The organism is Streptomyces eurocidicus (assembly GCF_002891295.1).
Taxonomy (GTDB): domain Bacteria; phylum Actinomycetota; class Actinomycetes; order Streptomycetales; family Streptomycetaceae; genus Streptomyces; species Streptomyces eurocidicus.
Map to the genome: position 1 here is coordinate 683,648 of NZ_LGUI01000003.1, position 15,824 is coordinate 699,471.

A 15,824-nucleotide genomic window follows, 5' to 3' on the forward strand; every position below is an offset into this window, starting at 1 on the left:
GGCAATTCGGGAAACACACTGTCACCGTGCGCCGGTACGGCTCTACCATCGGGCTTATCCGTAGCAGGCTCTCCTCCGTTTCCGCCCACTGCCCGGTGCAAGCCGGCAACAAGGCCCTACGGAGCATCGGGGGATGCACATGAACAGCGCTCCGCATCTGCTGGACGAAGACCGCCCGGAATTCGAGCGGGTACTCGACCAGGCGTTGCGTACCGCCGACCATGACCCGGAACTGGCCGCCGCGATAGGACAGCGGCTCAATGCAGAACAGCTGCGCGCCATGGCCAGGAGCGCCATGTCCGCCATCTCGGCCTGCGCGGCAGTCGAATACCAGACCTACGTAAAGGCGCGCGGCGCACTGCGGGCGCTCTCCGCCAACGCCCGGCCCCAGCCGGTGAGCGCCGGGGGCGCGCACGGCGATGAAGGCTCCCTCGAAGAGGGTCCGGATTCGGCCACCGCCGACCATGAGCCCATAGGATCCGCGGGCGCGGGTGCGGGCGCGGTCCTCGCCGTGCTCGCCCCGGTGCTCGCCGGGATCGCCGCGCTCCTCTTCCTCGTGATCGGCTATGTGCTGCGCACGCTCGACACGGAGCCGGCCGTCGCCGACCCGATGGTGACGATCGGCTGGTGGTTCGCCGGCCTCACCGCCGCCGGGGCGTTCGTCGCCATGGTCGGCATGGTCGTCACCGCGTTGCGCAACGGCGTCGGTGAGGGAAGTGATGCGCGAGGCGTCGGTCTGACCGAGGAGGCCGAGCGGGCCCGCGAGGCATGGCGCCAGGCGCTGCTGCACCGCGGCATACTGCCCTTCCTCCGGGAGGCGCTCGCCGATGCCCCGCCCGCCCCACCGGCTCCACCGGCTTCGGTCGTCCCGAGACGCCCCGAGGGCCACAGCCGCACCCCGCAGCTGGGGTACTCCCGCCCCGGTTTCTCCAGCCCCGACAGCGAGTCGACCCCCGGCACCCGCCCCAGCTACACCAGTCCCGACTTCACCAGTCCGGACTACGGCGCGGCGCGGGACCGCCCCGAGTGATCGGAACCGAGTGACGGGAGGCCCCGCGTCCGCCGGGGCCTCCCGGCCGCCCCGGCGTGGATCAGAGGATGCCCGCCCGCCGGGCGGCCGCCATCCAGTCCGGGAACTCCGAGAGCAGCCGGTCGTAGAGCTCCGTGTCCGGGACGGCGCCGATGTCGTCGACGGCGAAGAACCCCACATTGTCGACACGGCGGCCCGGCATGGTGTCGAAGCGCTCCAGTCGGTCGGGCAGCTCGCCCAGCCGCAGGTCCGGCAGCCGGGCCGGGTGCGAGGCGAACGTCCATGCCCGCATCTCGCCGTCGTCGTCGAGCTGGGCGGCGACGCGGGCGGGTAACCCGCCGTCAGGGCCGCGGGCGGCGGGGTCCCGGTGTGCCCGGGGCCCCGCCGCCCGCGCGGCCTCAGTCGGCCAGCGGCAGATAGACGCGGTTGCCCGCGGCCGCGAACTCCTTGGACTTCTCCGCCATGCCCGCGACCGGGTCGAGGGCGAGGTCGCCGCCGTGCTCACGGCGGATGTCCTGGGAGATCTTCATGGAGCAGAGCATGAACAGACAACACATACGCTAGCGTCGTCCTGTCAGCCGGTTCACGGACCCATTGGGGGACTACGTGGCACAGCGAGAAGAGATCGTCAGCAAGCTTCGGGGCACGCCGGAAGGCTTACCTTCAGCCGAAGAAGTACGGGCCATGCTGGCCGCAGACCCCACGCTTCGATGCGTGGTCTGCTACGCCCGGATCTCTTTCGACGGGCGAGTGAAAGACGCTCACGGCGTCGAGGACCAGCACCGGGACATGACCAGCGACGCAGGCAAACTGAACTGGTTGGTCGTCTACCGGTACACGGACAACGACAAGAGCGCCAGCAAAGAGAACGTCATCCGCGACGACTTCGAACAGTTGATCAATGACCTCGGTGCCGGCACCACGCCCGAGGGGTACCCCATCCACGGTGTGATGGCTGCGAACGACGACCGGCTCTACCGGCGGCCCAGTGACTGGGAACGCTACCTGAAGGCGTTCACCAAGCACGAAGGGCGCGTTTATCACGACTCGAACGGCGTCCAGGATCTCTACGCTGAGGGCTTCGAGATCAAAGGACTGGTGGGAGTCGCGATGTCCCTCAGCGAGACACGCAAGAAGCAGCGCCGTAGCAGGAACAGCCACCGCAGCCGCGCGATCCGTGGTCAGTCCGTCTCGGCATGGCGCCCCTTTGGCTGGGAGGACGACAAGGTCGCTCTCAGGACGAAGGAGGCCGATGCGATCCGGAAGGCCGTGGACGACATCCTTGCCGGGGCATCCATCTCCGAGATCACCCGCCAGTGGAAGGAAGCCGAGTTCGTCACGAGTCGCGGCAACGCCTTCCAGTACCAGACAGTGAAGCAGCTGCTCATGAACGCTCGGTTGTGCGGCTACCGCGAGATCAACGGCGAGCTGGTCCGCGACGGAGATGATCAACCCATTGTGGGTGAGTGGGAAGCGATCGTCACACCGAAGAAGTGGTACGCGCTGACTGCCAAGATCCGGGAACGCGGTCGAGGCACGGGCATGCCGCGAGGGGGGCTGGTCCACAAGTACCTACTGACCGGCATCCTTCGGTGCGGCCACGTACTTGACGACGGCACCGTCTGCAACAACAAGATGATCGGCATCAAGGCCAACGACTGGTTGAAGTACCAGCACGCCTACATGTGCAAGAAGACCGTGGATGGTGGGTGCAACAAAACCTACAAACGCGGCGACAAGACAGACAAGCACATCGAGCGACTAGTGATCGCCAAGCTCAAGGCAGAGGCTGAAGCCGCCGCGAGTGAGGTCCCGGAGTGGGGCAAGACCGAGGACCTGGAACGCGCCGTCCAGAGCCGAAAGGCGCTTGAGAAGCGTTGGCAGGACGGCGAGGTAGACGATGAGATGTTCTTCCGCAACCTTCCGGCACTCGAAGGCAAGATCAAGGAGCTGCGCGCCGATCAAGCCCAGCACATGGCGAAGGCAGCAGCCGCCGAAGCCGCGCGGGAGGACATCGCCGCCTCATGGAAGTCCAAGACCCTTGCCCAGCGACGCGAACTGATCAAAAAGGCCGTACACGCGATCACGGCTCTCCCCGGAGGCAAGGGCAACAAAGACTTCGACGTCGAGCTCCTCAAGCCCGTATGGAAGTCTTCTTCGTGAGTCTCAACCCCAGGATCTCACCCATGAGACGTAGTTGATCTGCTGAGAGCGGCGGTGACTCGCGGACGTGACGCTCGATCCACTCCCTCACCGCCGCCTCTTCGCGTCTCTCCCTCTCTTCGTCCGCCCGTCTCGCCTTGGGGTCGATCACACCGGCTCCCCGCGTGCGTAGAACCGGGCCTCACGAGCAATCTCCCGGTTACGGGCCAAGTCCTCTGCTGTGCCGGTGGCGATGAGGGCGGCGCCGGGGGTATGGCCGGAGCCGCTGTAGCGCCAGTACGCATCAGTGGTCGCGGTGTCCGGGTGGACGGTCACAGCCATGCCGAGCTGGTGTTCGGTGCGTTGGGTGCGGAGTGCGGTGTAGGTGGTGGAGTAGGTGCGGGATTTGGTGAGGATGTGGCCGCGGTAGCCGAGGGTGTGGGTCCAGGGGCGGAGGCGGAGGGGTGTGTATTCGGGGAGGCCGCCGAGGTTCCAGCAGGTGCGCATCAGGGTGCGGACGTGGGGTGTGGTCGGGGTGGCTTCGATCTCGGCCCGGGTCTTGATCGGGTGGTCGGTGCCGGCGGTGGTGTCAGCGACACCGTGCCTGCCGCGTTCCCTCCCACCCGTCGAGTACCCCAAGCGCGGCGTCGAGCCGCCGTACCGCAAGGACATCCATCACCGCACCCGCCACTGCCCACGCCTGACCGCCGACACATCCCCGGTACGAACACGCAGCGCGGGCCCGGACGTGAAGACGAGCACGAGGTCCTCCGGACGGCGCTCCTTCCGACGGACGGCCTTCACCTCCCGCATCTCGCCCCGCACCTCCACCACGTCCCCACGCTCGATCCGATCCCTGGACGCGCGCGTCATCGCGTACCCGCCTTGCCGGGAGTGTCGAGGCCGTGGGCGGCGATCTCGCAAAGGTCGAAACGGCAGACCACGGTCTTGCCGCCCCGCTCGTCAGGCGCCCACCACAAGGCGTCGGTCAACCGCTGGACGATCATGAGGCCCCGTCCGCTGTCAGGCAGGACCGCTTCGGGTAAGACGCCTGCGAGCAGCGGGGAGAAGACGTCCCCCATCGGGGTGCCCGGTGCGGTGGAATCCTCGTCGGATACCCCGAGGAAGAGCCACTTCGGCCATTTCGTGAGCCTGATGTCCACGCGACGCGGAGCGCCGGGGAGGGCTAGGTCGGCATCGGGTACCGCGTGGTGGACGACGTTGCCCACGAGCTCGGAGACGACCAGGCAGGCGTCCGGCACGAGCTCGGTGAGCTCCCAGTCCTCCAGGGCGGATCGCACCATGCCGCGCGCGGCATGACCCGTGTCGGGGGACTCCGCGTAGAGCGTCAACGCACGGCAACGCTCCACCATGGGAGCTTTCAGCACGCTGGTGGGGGCGAGAGCGGCGAGGGCTCTCGAAGGCTGTCTGACCCGTGGTCCCACGGCTGACCCTCCTGTACCAGGGGAATCGGACAGCAGTGAAAGTAGGCCCTGAAACGCAGGGAGACCCGGAAAAATCTTCCGGGTCCGTTCCGACGCTTCGGCGGGGGCTGCTACTGGACGGCTCCGAGCTTCATGGCCAGCTCTTCCACGTCGCGGCTGCGGGTGCGCTTGTGCAGTCGGCGGGCCAGGTCGCGCGCGAACTCGTGAGCTCGGATCTGTTCCGGCGCGGTGGTGTACGCGCGCTTCAGCGCGGCCACGGCCTTCTCTGTCTGCCCTGTCTCGGCGTAGGCGCGGGCAACGTCAAGGCGGAGCCTCGCCTTACGTTCGGCCGGTAGGCCGGTGCCCTGGATGCCCGGCACAACGTCCACGGCGCACTGGAAGTCCTCGAACTCCAGGGCCGTCGCCAGGCGGTGGATCTCCACGTTGGCCGGTCCGAAGGCGGTCCACATCTCGTCATGGCCCGCGCCGAGCCGTTCGGCCGCTTGCTTGGCCTGATCCAACATCTCCTTGGTCTGATCGCGATCTCCCGTGCGCGCGGCAGCGACGGCACCGTTGAGGAAGAGCGTCCCGTAAAGCGAGAGAGCCGTTGGTGAGGACTCCCACCAGCCCGGAGCAAGTTCGCCCGCCGCGTCGAGGGTGCCGTTCACCGCTTCCTCCGCGAGGCCGGCGCCGAGCTGGACATGAGCGACGCCCCGCCGCAGCGCGAGGATCACGGTTGGATCCTCTGTCTCGCCGGCGGCGATGTCGCCTTGGTCGACGGCGATCCAGGCCAGGTTGGTCTCACCCAGCTTCCGGAGGTAGACCGCGGCGACGTGCAGGGCCAGCGCGAATTCCCGGAAAGCTCGCCGCCTGTCGTCCCCTGCGCTGTATGTCTGGGTCGCCAACCGTCCATCCGCCAGCAGACCGGGGAGCACTTCTCCGAGCCTCGCGTACTTCGACCCCTGGTAGAGGCGCCACGCCCGGTCGACTTCCGCCGTCAAGCGCTCAAGGCGAGGTGGCTCCCTGTCGTTTACAGCGAACCGGAGAGCCGGCGCGACTGCATCAACGCGTCGCGGATCGCCGGGACGCTCGCCTTGTGGTCGCCCTGGTCCTCAAGAAGCACGGGATTCCCTTGAAGATCCTCAAGGTGGACGCGAAGGGCGTCGGCTAAATCGGCCAGCATCTTGACGGTGTTCACCGGGATGCGGCCGGACTCGACGCGGTACACCCAGTCCTCGGAGCGATTCAGCAGCTCGCCCAGCTGCCACTGGTGCAGTCCCCGCCGTTCCCGGTAGAACCTCACGCGTTTGCCGAAATCCATGTGGTCGGTCATCCCACGCATCGCTGCCTCCGTAGCCGCCGAACCGAGTCTCACACGATGCATCTCCCAACGACAGGGAGACGAGGTGAGTACGGGGCCCGGAGGCTGGATCAGTAGGGTCGGCGCCATGACGGAGACAGAGCAGAACCGGCGCCCGGCCCGCCCGCGCACGGCAGCGGGCGCGTTGTTCTTCAACGACAAGGGACACGTGCTGTTGGTCCGCCCCTCGTACAAGCCCAAGTGGGAGATCCCCGGCGGATACATCGAGGAGGGGGAGTCCCCTCTGGCCGCGTGCCGTCGCGAGGTGGAGGAAGAGCTGGGGATCACGCCGGCTATCGGCGCGCTCCTGGTCGTGGACTGGGCACCGAACGAGGCCGAGGGCGACAAGGTCCTGTACGTCTTCGACGGCGGCGAGCCGCGACCGGAAGACCTGAACGCGCTCAAGCCTGACGGCGACGAGATCCTTGCCGCCGAGTTCCACCCGGCGGAGGCCGTCGATCAGCTACTGATTCCGAGGCTCGCCCGCCGTGTAAAGCAAGCGATCACGGCCCGCGAACAAGACCATCCGCAGTACCTGGAGCACGGCGCCCCACCGTCCCATGGATCACTGACCACGGCGACATCACAGCTACCTTGAGGCGCTCAGCAACACATACTCGAACCGCCGAGCGGCCCAGGCATCAGCCAGAGCCGCTCGGTGGTCGGACGATCTACTGTCAGTCCGCGAGCGGCAGGTAGACCCGGTTGCCTGCGGCTGCGAACTCCTTCGACTTCTGAAGCATCCCTGCTTCTACCTCCTGATCGCTGGCCGAACCGGCCAGGTCAGGGGCGAACTGCTCTGTGATGCTTCTGCTGATTTTCATACTGCAGAACTTCGGGCCGCACATCGAGCAGAAGTGCGCCGTCTTGGCCGGCTCGGCGGGCAGCGTCTCGTCGTGGAAGGCGCGGGCCGTGTCCGGGTCGAGGGCCAGGTTGAACTGGTCCTCCCAGCGGAACTCGAAGCGGGCGTCCGAGAGCGCGTCGTCCCAGTCCTGCGCCCCGGGGTGGCCCTTGGCGAGGTCCGCCGCATGGGCCGCGATCTTGTAGGTGATCACACCGGTCTTGACGTCGTCGCGGTCCGGCAGGCCCAGGTGCTCCTTGGGCGTGACGTAGCAGAGCATGGCCGTGCCCCACCAGGCGATCATCGCCGCGCCGATGCCCGAGGTGATGTGGTCGTACGCGGGTGCGACATCGGTGGTCAGCGGGCCCAGGGTGTAGAACGGGGCCTCCTCGCAGATCTCCTGCTGAAGGTCGATGTTCTCCTTGATCTTGTGCATCGGGACGTGGCCCGGGCCCTCGATCATCGTCTGGACGTTGTGCCGCTTGGCGATGGTGTTGAGCTCGCCGAGCGTCCTCAGCTCGGCGAACTGCGCCTCGTCGTTGGCGTCCGCGATCGAGCCGGGGCGCAGGCCGTCGCCGAGGGAGTACGTGACGTCGTACGAGGCGAGGATCTCGCAGAGCTCCTCGAAGTTCTCGTAGAGGAACGACTCCTTGTGGTGCGCCAGGCACCAGGCGGCCATGATCGAACCGCCGCGCGAGACGATGCCGGTCTTGCGGCGGGCGGTCAGCGGGACGTAGCGCAGCAGCACGCCCGCGTGGACCGTCATGTAGTCGACGCCCTGCTCGGCCTGCTCGATGACCGTGTCCTTGTAGATCTCCCAGGTGAGCTCCTCGGCCTTGCCGTCGACCTTCTCCAGGGCCTGGTAGAGCGGCACGGTGCCGATCGGCACGGGGGAGTTGCGCAGCACCCACTCGCGGGTGGTGTGGATGTTGCGGCCGGTGGAGAGGTCCATCACCGTGTCGGCGCCCCAGCGGGTCGCCCAGGTCATCTTCTCCACCTCCTCCTCGATGGAGGAGGTGACGGCGGAGTTGCCGATGTTGGCGTTCACCTTGACCAGGAACTTCTTGCCGATGATCATCGGCTCGATCTCCGGGTGGTTCACATTCGCCGGGAGCACGGCACGGCCGGCCGCGATCTCCTCCCGGACGGTCTCGGGAGAGACGTTCTCCCGGAGGGCCACGTACTCCATCTCCTGGGTGATCTCGCCACGGCGGGCGTACGCGAGCTGGGTCACGGCGGCGCCGCCCCGGCCCTTGCGGGGCTGGCGCGGACGGCCCGGGAAGACCGCGTCGAGGTTCTTCAGACCCCCGCGCGGAGAGGTGTGCTTGAGGCCGTCGTCCTCCGGGCGCATCGGGCGCCCGGCGTACTCCTCGGTGTCGCCGCGGCCGATGATCCAGTTCTCCCGGAGCGGCTGGAGGCCGCGACGGACGTCCGTCTCCACGGCCGGATCGGTGTACGGGCCCGAGGTGTCGTACAGCTGTACGTCCTGCCCGTTGGTGAGATGCACCCGCCGCACCGGAACCCTGAGGTCCGGCCGCGAGCCGGTCACGTAGTCCTTGTGCCAGCCGATCTGCCGACCGGTTTCGGACGTGCGTGCATCCTGCGAGGTCATGAGACCAGAACTCCCTACGCCGGCATTACCCGGTAACAGGTTCGGCGGTCGACGCAGCGGCTTCCGTAGATCCCTACGGAGGTCAGCGCCCTCTCAGCCCGGTGCTCCGAGCTCCCGCGATTGCAAAGGTGACACAACGCTAGCGCTTCCCCCGACCGGAGTGCCAGAGGGGCTTGCGATGATCGGGGCGTGACCCCCACGGACCCGCAGCCCCATCAGCACGACCGCCCCCACCCGCACGACCACACCCCGCCGCACGGGCAGGTCGCGGCGCACGACCACGGCCCCGCCCCCGACACCGGTCGCGTCCCCCGCCCCGGAAACGGCCACGGGCACGGGCACGGCCGCAGCCACGGCCATGGGCACGGGCACAGCCATGCCCACAGCCACGGGCCGCCCTCCCCCGTCTCCGGCCGGCTGCGCAAGGTGATCGCGGCGGTCCTGATCCCCTTCGCCGTCGCCGTGCTCGCCGGACTCGTCGTGCTGTGGCCGGGTGGCACTCCCCCGCACACCCACACCGGCCTCGGCGTCGACCAGCACACGGAGACCGGCCGGGTGGTGAAGATCGAGGAGCAGGACTGTGTGAAGGCGGGCGGGCAGCCGCAGGGCGGCGGCGGGCTCCCGCAGAGCGGCGGGCCGCCTAAACCGCAGGGCCCCTGCGAGAAATCGGAGATCGAGGTCACCTCGGGCCCCGACAAGGGCCGCACGTTCGTCGAGCTCGTGCAGCCGAACGCCTCGCGCCGCTACGAGGTGGGCCAGAAGCTCGTCCTCTCCTACGCGCCGAAGGCGCCGAAGAACCTCCAGTACGCGGTCGCGGACGTGGACCGGACCCTGCCGATGGCCCTGCTCGCGGGCGTGTTCGCGCTCGCGGTGGTCGTGGTCGGCCGGCTACGCGGACTCTTCGCGCTGGCCGCCCTGGTGATCAGCTTCGGGGTGCTGACGCTGTTCATCCTGCCCGCCATCCTCCAGGGTTCGGATCCCCTGCTGGTCGCCGTGATCGGCGGCAGCGCGATCATGCTGATCGCGCTCTACATGTGCCACGGCCTGAACGCCCGTACGTCCGTGGCGGTCGTGGGCACGCTGACCTCGCTGACGCTGATCGGCCTGCTCGGCTCGCTGTTCACCGACTGGGCCCACCTCACCGGCGACACCGACGACCAGACCGGGCTGGTGCACGGCCTCTATCCGGGGATCGGGATCCAGGGCCTGCTGCTCGCGGGCATCATCATCGGCTCGCTGGGCGTTCTGGACGACGTCACGGTGACGCAGACGTCCGCGGTGTGGGAGCTGAAGGAGGCGGACCCGACGGCGAGTTGGCGCAAGCTCTACGGAGCGGCGATGCGCATCGGCCGGGACCACATCGCCTCGGTGGTGAACACCCTCGTACTCGCCTACGCGGGCGCCTCGCTGCCGCTGCTGCTGCTCTTCTCCATCGCGGACAGCGGGATCACCACGGTCGCGACCAGCGAGATCGTCGCCGAGGAGATCGTCCGGACGCTCGTCGGCAGCATCGGTCTGGTGGCCTCGGTGCCGGTGACGACCGCGCTGGCGGCGCTCGTTGTCAGTGCCGACCGGCACAATGCGAGTACGGCGAAGGCCAGGTCGCGGGGCGGCAGGCGGCGCCGGGCGAAGTGACCGCAGCGGGGGGAGGCGTTCGGTGGTCGGTGAGCTGGGCAGAGTGACGGGCACGGTCGGGCCGGGGCTGGTCGGCGAGGTGATGGTCAAGGTCCGCGGCGGCGCCGAGGCGTTCCTGGCGTACGCGGTGGAGCCGGGCGGCCGGCTGGAGCGGGGCACGGTGGTGGTGATCGTGGAGTATCAACCGCCGCGCACGGTCTACGTGGCGCCCGCCTACGGCTGACGGGAGGGGTGCGCGCGGGCTTTCGCCGCGCGGTGCAGGGGTCTTCTCCGCGCGGTGCGCGGAGGAGCACACTTCTGATCTCGGGTCTCCGGGGGAGGGGCCCGTACCAAAAGGGGGCTGAACGTCATGCTCGTCGGCGTCGTGGCGGGGGTCGTCCTCGCCGCTCTTGCCATCGTGATCACACTGTTCAAGCTGATGTGGCGGGTCGCCGAGCCCAATGAGGCGCTCGTTATCTCCGGTTCCAGACACCGCACCGAGGGTCTGGAGGACGGGATGGGTTTCCGGATCGTCACGGGGCGGGGGACCCTCGTGCTGCCCGGGGTCCAGGCGGTGCGGAAGTTGTCGCTCGATCTCAATGAGGCGGATCTCCATGTCGATTGCGTGACCCAGCAGGGCATCCCGCTCAAGGTGCACGGCGTCGTCATCTTCAAGGTCGGCGACGACTACGTCTCGATCGCCAACGCGGCGCGCCGCTTCCTGGACCAGCAGAAGTTCATGTCGGAGCGGGTGCACAACGTCTTCGCGGGCCACCTGCGCTCGATCGTCGGCGGGTTGACCGTGGAGGACATGATCCGGGACCGCGAGCGGCTCACGGGCGAGACCCGGGCCGCGTCGGGCACGGAGATGGAGAAGCTGGGTCTGATCATCGACTCACTGCAGATCCATGAGATCCAGGACCCCACGGGCTACATCAAGAACCTCTCGGCGCCGCACGCCGCCGCCGTGCAGCGGGACGCGCGCATCGCCCAGGCGGAGGCGGACCGGCGCGCCACCGAGGCCGAGCAGCAGGCCGCGGCCCGGATGTCGGAGGCGACGCGGGACAGCGAGATCCTCCAGGCCGGCTATCAGGCCGAGCGGGACAGCGCGGCGGCCAAGGCCCGGCAGGCCGGGCCGCTGGCGGCGGCCGCCGCGCAGCAGGAGGTCGTGGTCCAGGAGACCAAGGTCGCCGAGCTCGCGGCGCACCGCCGGGAGCAGCAGCTCCAGGCGGACGTCCGCAAGCCGGCGGACGCCGCGGCGTACGAGAAGCGGACGCTGGCGGAGGCCGAGCGGGACGCCCGGATCTCCGCGGCCGAGGCGCAGGCCAAGGAGACGGAGCTGGAGGCCGTCGCCGAGGCGGCGGCGACCCGGGCGACGGGTGAGGCCGAGGCCGCGGCCACCAAGGCGAAGGGGCTGGCGGCGGCCGAGGCGGCGAAGGCGCGGGGGCTGGCGGAGGCCGAGGCCATCAAGGCGCGGGCGGCGGCCCTGGCGGAGAACCAGGAGGCCGTGGTCGCGCAACAACTGGCCGAAAAGTGGCCGGAGATCGTCCGGGCCGGAGCCGCGGCTTTCGGGAACGTGGACCACATGGTGCTGCTGAACGGCGCGGACGGGATGTCGGATCTGTTCGCGAAGGCGCTGACGATGGGGGGTACGGGTCTGGGGCTGGCGCGGCAGCTGCTCGCGAGCATGGGCACGGACGGGCCGGTGTCGCCCGGTCCGGGATCGTCCGGATCGGTGTCGTCGGGGCCGGTGTCGTCGGGGGCCACGGCGGCCGGCCGGGGCTCGGCGGGTCCGGGATCGTCCGGCCGGGGCTCGGTGGCCACGGCCGGGGGCGGCGCGGCCCCGCGTGCCGAGCGGGTGCCCGTCGACACCCAGGACGGGGACGAGGACGGCGGCGAGGACGGCGGAGGCATCCGGGCCCGCTAACCGGCGTTCTGCCCCTCCGTGTTGCCGGCGAGGATGTTGTCGAGCGCGGCCGCGAGGTCGTACTCGAAGTCCGCGACCGAGCGCTCCTCACCGAGGGGGGCGATCCGGTCCGTCCGGTCGAGGAAGGCCACCAGGGGGGCCGCGCCCGCCCGGAACAGTGCCCCTTCGCAGCCCACTTGCAGCCGGATGAAGACGTCCGAGAGGTGCTCGCCGGAGGCGGGGGAGATGTGCACATCTCCTTCGCCGGACGGCTGGCTGAGCCCGTCGAGCAGCAGCTCCCGGGCGAATGCCCAGGTCACCGGCGCGTCACCGGGCAGGTGGAAGGTGAACTTCACCGCGTACGGGTCGCTGCTGTCGTAGTCCAGCCCCACCGGAATCCGGAAGGACAGCTCCTCGGAGACGAGGAAGGTCATGATCACTTCTGCCTGAACCGTTTCACGCATCGCCCAATGCCCCGATTCGTCGTTGTAGCCGGGATTGGCTCTCTATGCCCATATACACCGCCGTACGGCCGCATCCATGGATCACAGGGAGTGATTTTTTGGAGACCAATAGAGATCGAGAGTGAGCTTACGAGCTCTATGACTCTGGAGCGTAGCGACTCGACTACGGGGCGGAGTCGTTCCGCGGGATTCAAGACAGAGAAATCGCCATAAGACGTCAACACCGGCCCTGGGCGTGGGCCGGAATGACGGTGGTGAGGGTGTACGGGCGGTGGGGCGAGGTGACGTACTCCTGTCTTCCGTACACCGGTTGGAGCCCTCGGGGCGGGCGTTCCCGGCTTCGCGGGAGGGTGTTGGGCGGCGTCCGGAGGGCGGGCGGGGCGCCGGGCGGCGGCGTGAGCACCGCGGCGGCCGACGAGAGCTCCGGCACGCCCCGGAGGGCGTCGGCGGCCGCTACCAGTCGCCCTTGGACGAGGAGGACGAGGAGGTGAACTTCTTCACGACGAAGATCAGGCCGCCGACGAGCGCCACCAGGAGCAGCGCCTTGAAGACGAGCGCGATCACGAAGCCGAGCACGCTCATGATCAGTCCACCGAAGACGGCGAGGACGAGGACCGGCACGGCGATCCACTTCACCCACCACGGGAGACCTTCGAGAAACCCCTTCTCAGCCATGTCGTTCGTCCCTGCTTTCCGCTTTCGTGGGCCCGGAGCGCGGATGCCCCGTCCCTGCATTCGATGCTAGAGCGGACAGGTGGGCCGACGGGGGCCTCCCGGCCCCCGCCCGCCCCTGAACGGTCCCCTACGGGTCGGGAGGGTGATCCCTCAGCTCTCAGGCGGAGAGAAGACGACGAGAACCCTCAGATCCTCGCTGATGTGGTGGAACCGGTGGGCGACGCCGGCCGGCACATAGACGACGCTGCCGCGCGCGACCTCCGTGGTCTCCATGCCGACCGTGATCGACGCCCGGCCGCTCACCACCATGTAGACCTCGTCCTGCGCGTGCGGGGTCTGGGGATCCATGGCGCCCGCGTCCAGGGCGTACAGCCCGACGGACATGTTCCGCTCGCGGAGGAACTGCAGGTACGCACCCTCGTTCGCGGCCCGCTCCGCCTCCAGCTCGTCCAGCCGGAATGCCTTCATCGCGTCCTCACCCTCATCCCCCGCCTCCTGTACCGATCCGCGTCCGCCGATCCCGTCTGCAACGATCTCACCATGAAGAATTTCGTAGTCAAGACGATCGCGAACGCGGCGGCCCTGGCGGTCGCCGTCTGGCTGCTCAAGGGCATCACGCTGTCCGGCGAGACCACCGTCGGCAAGGTCGTCACGCTCTTCGTCGTCGCCCTCGTCTTCGGCGCGGTCAACTTCGTCGTCAAGCCGATCGTGAAGCTGCTGTCGTTCCCGCTGTTCATCCTCACCCTCGGTCTGATCACACTGGTGATCAACGCACTGATGCTGCTGCTGACGTCGTGGATCGCGGACCGGCTGGACCTGGCGTTCCACGTCGGGGGCTTCTGGCCGGCGCTGGTGGGCGGCGTGATCATCTCGATCGTGGCCTGGGCGATGCATGTGATCCTGCCGGACGAGCAGGACTGAGGGACCTCGTCAACGGCTGGTTGACGACCACGAAAGGGGCGGGTCGGCAAGGGAGTTGACGGGACGCGGCGGGCGAGCGCCGGACGGCCCCGGAAAGGAGCCCGGTCCATGGGGCCGGGAGGGGCGGGAGGAGGGCCGGCGCACCGGCATCGCACGCGGGGACGGCTCAAAGCCTCCCCCCTCATGGCTTTGAGCCGTCGCGGTTCCCGTCCCGCCCCGGACACGGGGAACCGCGCGACCAAGGCTAGTTGACTGTGCGTCAGTGTCCAATCACGCCGGCGACACAGCCCTATCGACTTATTTATAGTTCGCGTACGACCGGGCGGCGTCGAGCCAGGGGAGACAGCATGGATCTGGCCCTCTTACGCACATTCGTCACGGTGCACCGGGCCGGGTCGTTCACCCGGGCCGCCGCCCTGCTCGGCCTGTCGCAGCCGGCCGTCACCGGCCAGATCCGGACGCTGGAGAAGCAGCTGGGGCGACCGCTGTTCGTGCGGCAGGCGCGCGGGGTCACCCCGACCTCGGTGGGCGACGAGCTCGCGCGGAAGATCGCTCCGCATGTCGACGCGCTGCTGGAGATCACGGAATCGGGGTTCGACGAGCGGAGCGCGGGGCGCACGCTGCACCTCGCGGGGCCACCCGAGTTCACGGCGTTACGGGCGCTGCCCGCACTGACACCGCTGATCACCCAGGGGCTGACGGTGCGCGCGAGCCACGGCACGGCGGAAGAGCTGTTCGAGGGGCTCGCGGTGGGCCACCACGACCTGGCGATCACCACGTCGCGGCCACGCGGCCGGCTGCTGACCGCGACACCGCTGTGCGACGAGGAGCACGTGCTGGTGGCGGCCCCGCGCTGGGCGGCGCGCCTCGGCGGGGCGGCGGTCCTGCGGGACAAGGGCGTGCGCGCCCTGGAGAACCTGCCGGTGGTGGAGGTGCACGAGAGCCTGCCGCTCGTCACGCGCTACTGGGCGGCCGTCTTCGACACCAAGCCGCTCACGTCCGGCAGCGTCATCACGCCCGACCTGCGCGCCGTCCTGACCTGCGTGGCCGCCGGGGCCGGGCTGGGCGTCCTGCCCCGCTATCTCTGCGGGGACGCCCTGGACACCGGTGAGATCGTCGCCCTCCTCGACCCTCCGGTGCCGCCCTTGCGCACCTACTTCCTGGTCGTCCGGACGGGCACGCTCGCCCACCCCCACCTCGCCCGGGCACACGAATGGCTGCTGCGAGCCGCCGTCTCCTGGTGAGGGACCCGAGGGGAAAGGTGACCATCGACGGGTTTCGCCGGGTGCTCTACGCGGCAGATGTCCCCTATGACCGAACGTCCAGTGGTCAAGCGCACCGCACGTGCCATCCTGCTCGACAGCGCCCCTGACGCCGCTCCCGGAACCCCGTCACCGCCCGCCCTCGAAATGATCGTGATCAAGCGGACCAAGCCCGGTGAGGCGCCGTACTGGATCACCCCCGGCGGCGGTATGGAACCCGAGGACACCACCGTCGTCGCCGCGCTCCACCGCGAGGTCGACGAGGAGCTCGGGGCCAAGGTCGTCGATGTGGTGCCCGCCTTCGTCGACACCGTCTCCCACTCCACGCACCACGCGGCCCACGGAGTGAAGATCCAGCACTTCTTCGTCTGCCGTCTCGCCTCCATGGACCTCGGCCGGCGGCACGGCCCCGAGGTCGACGAGCCGTGCGGGACGTACGAGGTGGTGCGCATCCCCTTCACCCGGGCGGGCATCGCCTCGGTCGAGCTCGTCCCGCCGTCGCTGCGGGCGTATCTCGACGCGAACATCGAGGGCGTACGGGCCCTGCTGGCCGACGATCTGGGCTGACGCGCG

At 69.0% G+C, this 15,824-nt stretch carries 20 protein-coding genes and 1 pseudogene; 9 read left to right on the plus strand and 12 right to left on the minus strand.

Annotated elements, in window-relative coordinates; genetic code table 11:
* Nucleotides 1-133 precede the first annotated feature (133 nt).
* Entirely contained in the window at nucleotides 134-1,030 is an 897-nt protein-coding gene (locus AF335_RS12860) for a hypothetical protein (protein WP_102918454.1), read from the plus strand.
* A gap of 61 nt (nucleotides 1,031-1,091) precedes the next feature.
* Here AF335_RS12860 and AF335_RS12865 read toward each other — a convergent pair.
* Both AF335_RS12865 and AF335_RS35065 read right to left on the minus strand, forming a co-directional pair.
* A pseudogene (locus AF335_RS12865) lies at nucleotides 1,092-1,358 on the minus strand (VWA domain-containing protein); the annotation flags it as partial.
* 70 nt (nucleotides 1,359-1,428) lie between these two features.
* Nucleotides 1,429-1,560 carry a thiamine biosynthesis protein ThiC gene (locus AF335_RS35065; RefSeq protein ID WP_184743465.1) on the minus strand — a complete coding sequence of 44 codons (132 nt, stop codon included), beginning with the start codon at nucleotides 1,558-1,560 and terminating at the stop codon, nucleotides 1,429-1,431.
* A gap of 154 nt (nucleotides 1,561-1,714) precedes the next feature.
* On the opposite strand from AF335_RS35065, the gene AF335_RS12870 reads away from it, so the two are divergent.
* Nucleotides 1,715-3,193: a recombinase family protein gene (locus tag AF335_RS12870; RefSeq protein ID WP_102918455.1), complete on the plus strand. Its 1,479-nt coding sequence runs from the start codon at nucleotides 1,715-1,717 to the stop codon at nucleotides 3,191-3,193.
* On the opposite strand, the gene AF335_RS34070 is transcribed toward AF335_RS12870, so the two are convergent.
* The 6 genes from AF335_RS34070 to AF335_RS35570 all read right to left on the minus strand — a co-directional run bounded on the left by AF335_RS34070 (nucleotide 3,165) and on the right by AF335_RS35570 (nucleotide 5,929).
* Complete coding sequence (locus tag AF335_RS34070; RefSeq protein ID WP_146045509.1) at nucleotides 3,165-3,344, minus strand: hypothetical protein; 180 nt, start codon at nucleotides 3,342-3,344, stop codon at nucleotides 3,165-3,167. The genes AF335_RS12870 and AF335_RS34070 overlap by 29 nt on opposite strands.
* Nucleotides 3,341-3,844 carry a replication initiator gene (locus tag AF335_RS12875; RefSeq protein ID WP_184743438.1) on the minus strand — a complete coding sequence of 168 codons (504 nt, stop codon included), beginning with the start codon at nucleotides 3,842-3,844 and terminating at the stop codon, nucleotides 3,341-3,343. The genes AF335_RS34070 and AF335_RS12875 overlap by 4 nt, the downstream gene beginning before the upstream one ends.
* 3 nt (nucleotides 3,845-3,847) lie before the next feature.
* On the minus strand, nucleotides 3,848-4,045 hold the full coding sequence (locus AF335_RS12880; protein WP_102918456.1) for a hypothetical protein: 198 nt from the start codon (nucleotides 4,043-4,045) through the stop codon (nucleotides 3,848-3,850).
* On the minus strand, nucleotides 4,042-4,524 hold the full coding sequence (locus AF335_RS12885; RefSeq protein WP_324187909.1) for an ATP-binding protein: 483 nt from the start codon (nucleotides 4,522-4,524) through the stop codon (nucleotides 4,042-4,044). Before AF335_RS12885 ends, AF335_RS12880 begins: the two co-directional genes overlap by 4 nt.
* A 203-nt stretch (nucleotides 4,525-4,727) precedes the next feature.
* Nucleotides 4,728-5,597 carry a tetratricopeptide repeat protein gene (locus AF335_RS12890; protein WP_228772915.1) on the minus strand — a complete coding sequence of 290 codons (870 nt, stop codon included), beginning with the start codon at nucleotides 5,595-5,597 and terminating at the stop codon, nucleotides 4,728-4,730.
* Between the two features lie 29 nt (nucleotides 5,598-5,626).
* Nucleotides 5,627-5,929, minus strand: a complete 303-nt coding sequence (locus AF335_RS35570; protein WP_228772916.1) for a helix-turn-helix domain-containing protein — start codon at nucleotides 5,927-5,929, stop codon at nucleotides 5,627-5,629.
* 115 nt (nucleotides 5,930-6,044) lie between these two features.
* Here AF335_RS35570 and AF335_RS12895 point away from each other — a divergent pair, with 115 nt between their 5' ends.
* Nucleotides 6,045-6,554, plus strand: a complete 510-nt coding sequence (locus AF335_RS12895; protein WP_102918458.1) for an NUDIX domain-containing protein — start codon at nucleotides 6,045-6,047, stop codon at nucleotides 6,552-6,554.
* A 79-nt stretch (nucleotides 6,555-6,633) separates the two neighbouring features.
* Here AF335_RS12895 and thiC read toward each other — a convergent pair whose 3' ends face one another.
* A complete protein-coding gene (thiC, locus tag AF335_RS12900) occupies nucleotides 6,634-8,409 on the minus strand; it encodes a phosphomethylpyrimidine synthase ThiC (RefSeq protein ID WP_102918459.1) in 1,776 nt (591 codons plus the stop codon).
* A gap of 189 nt (nucleotides 8,410-8,598) precedes the next feature.
* Between thiC and AF335_RS12905 the strand changes: the two genes are divergently transcribed.
* The 3 genes from AF335_RS12905 to AF335_RS12915 all read left to right on the plus strand — a co-directional run bounded on the left by AF335_RS12905 (nucleotide 8,599) and on the right by AF335_RS12915 (nucleotide 11,950).
* Nucleotides 8,599-10,044, plus strand: coding sequence for a YibE/F family protein (locus tag AF335_RS12905; protein ID WP_102918460.1), 1,446 nt, complete (start codon nucleotides 8,599-8,601; stop codon nucleotides 10,042-10,044).
* Between the two features lie 22 nt (nucleotides 10,045-10,066).
* Nucleotides 10,067-10,267 carry a hypothetical protein gene (locus AF335_RS12910; protein ID WP_102918461.1) on the plus strand — a complete coding sequence of 67 codons (201 nt, stop codon included), beginning with the start codon at nucleotides 10,067-10,069 and terminating at the stop codon, nucleotides 10,265-10,267.
* Nucleotides 10,268-10,393: 126 nt separating this feature from the next.
* Entirely contained in the window at nucleotides 10,394-11,950 is a 1,557-nt protein-coding gene (locus tag AF335_RS12915; protein ID WP_102918462.1) for an SPFH domain-containing protein, read from the plus strand.
* On the opposite strand, the gene AF335_RS12920 is transcribed toward AF335_RS12915, so the two are convergent.
* The 3 genes from AF335_RS12920 to AF335_RS12930 all read right to left on the minus strand — a co-directional run bounded on the left by AF335_RS12920 (nucleotide 11,947) and on the right by AF335_RS12930 (nucleotide 13,536).
* Entirely contained in the window at nucleotides 11,947-12,393 is a 447-nt protein-coding gene (locus AF335_RS12920) for an SsgA family sporulation/cell division regulator (protein WP_087927208.1), read from the minus strand. The two genes, AF335_RS12915 and AF335_RS12920, sit on opposite strands and share 4 nt — an antisense overlap.
* A gap of 453 nt (nucleotides 12,394-12,846) precedes the next feature.
* A complete protein-coding gene (locus tag AF335_RS12925) occupies nucleotides 12,847-13,068 on the minus strand; it encodes a DUF5326 family protein (protein WP_102918463.1) in 222 nt (73 codons plus the stop codon).
* A 150-nt stretch (nucleotides 13,069-13,218) separates the two neighbouring features.
* A complete protein-coding gene (locus AF335_RS12930; RefSeq protein WP_102918464.1) occupies nucleotides 13,219-13,536 on the minus strand; it encodes a cupin domain-containing protein in 318 nt (105 codons plus the stop codon).
* A gap of 72 nt (nucleotides 13,537-13,608) precedes the next feature.
* Here AF335_RS12930 and AF335_RS12935 point away from each other — a divergent pair, with 72 nt between their 5' ends.
* From AF335_RS12935 to AF335_RS12945, 3 genes are all read left to right on the plus strand, one after another.
* Nucleotides 13,609-13,989 carry a phage holin family protein gene (locus tag AF335_RS12935; RefSeq protein ID WP_102918465.1) on the plus strand — a complete coding sequence of 127 codons (381 nt, stop codon included), beginning with the start codon at nucleotides 13,609-13,611 and terminating at the stop codon, nucleotides 13,987-13,989.
* A 347-nt stretch (nucleotides 13,990-14,336) separates the two neighbouring features.
* Nucleotides 14,337-15,233 (plus strand): LysR family transcriptional regulator, encoded by an 897-nt coding sequence (locus AF335_RS12940; RefSeq protein ID WP_102918466.1) that lies wholly within the window; start codon nucleotides 14,337-14,339, stop codon nucleotides 15,231-15,233.
* A 66-nt stretch (nucleotides 15,234-15,299) separates the two neighbouring features.
* Complete coding sequence (locus tag AF335_RS12945) at nucleotides 15,300-15,818, plus strand: NUDIX domain-containing protein (RefSeq protein WP_102918467.1); 519 nt, start codon at nucleotides 15,300-15,302, stop codon at nucleotides 15,816-15,818.
* Nucleotides 15,819-15,824: the final 6 nt, after the last annotated feature.

Excerpts from the sequence above, each read along its gene's own strand:
- AF335_RS12935 (WP_102918465.1), top strand. The coding sequence starts at position 13,609 with ATGAAGAATTTCGTAGTCAAGACGATCGCGAACGCGGCGGCCCTGGCG.
- thiC (WP_102918459.1), bottom strand. The coding sequence starts at position 8,409 with ATGACCTCGCAGGATGCACGCACGTCCGAAACCGGTCGGCAGATCGGC.
- AF335_RS12930 (WP_102918464.1), bottom strand. The coding sequence starts at position 13,536 with ATGAAGGCATTCCGGCTGGACGAGCTGGAGGCGGAGCGGGCCGCGAAC.
- AF335_RS12895 (WP_102918458.1), top strand. The coding sequence starts at position 6,045 with ATGACGGAGACAGAGCAGAACCGGCGCCCGGCCCGCCCGCGCACGGCA.
- AF335_RS12925 (WP_102918463.1), bottom strand. The coding sequence starts at position 13,068 with ATGGCTGAGAAGGGGTTTCTCGAAGGTCTCCCGTGGTGGGTGAAGTGG.
- AF335_RS12945 (WP_102918467.1), top strand. The coding sequence starts at position 15,300 with ATGACCGAACGTCCAGTGGTCAAGCGCACCGCACGTGCCATCCTGCTC.
- AF335_RS12920 (WP_087927208.1), bottom strand. The coding sequence starts at position 12,393 with ATGCGTGAAACGGTTCAGGCAGAAGTGATCATGACCTTCCTCGTCTCC.
- AF335_RS12860 (WP_102918454.1), top strand. The coding sequence starts at position 134 with ATGCACATGAACAGCGCTCCGCATCTGCTGGACGAAGACCGCCCGGAA.
- AF335_RS12940 (WP_102918466.1), top strand. The coding sequence starts at position 14,337 with ATGGATCTGGCCCTCTTACGCACATTCGTCACGGTGCACCGGGCCGGG.
- AF335_RS35570 (WP_228772916.1), bottom strand. The coding sequence starts at position 5,929 with ATGACCGACCACATGGATTTCGGCAAACGCGTGAGGTTCTACCGGGAA.
- AF335_RS12875 (WP_184743438.1), bottom strand. The coding sequence starts at position 3,844 with ATGTCCTTGCGGTACGGCGGCTCGACGCCGCGCTTGGGGTACTCGACG.
- AF335_RS12870 (WP_102918455.1), top strand. The coding sequence starts at position 1,715 with ATGCTGGCCGCAGACCCCACGCTTCGATGCGTGGTCTGCTACGCCCGG.
- AF335_RS12880 (WP_102918456.1), bottom strand. The coding sequence starts at position 4,045 with ATGACGCGCGCGTCCAGGGATCGGATCGAGCGTGGGGACGTGGTGGAG.
- AF335_RS35065 (WP_184743465.1), bottom strand. The coding sequence starts at position 1,560 with ATGAAGATCTCCCAGGACATCCGCCGTGAGCACGGCGGCGACCTCGCC.
- AF335_RS12915 (WP_102918462.1), top strand. The coding sequence starts at position 10,394 with ATGCTCGTCGGCGTCGTGGCGGGGGTCGTCCTCGCCGCTCTTGCCATC.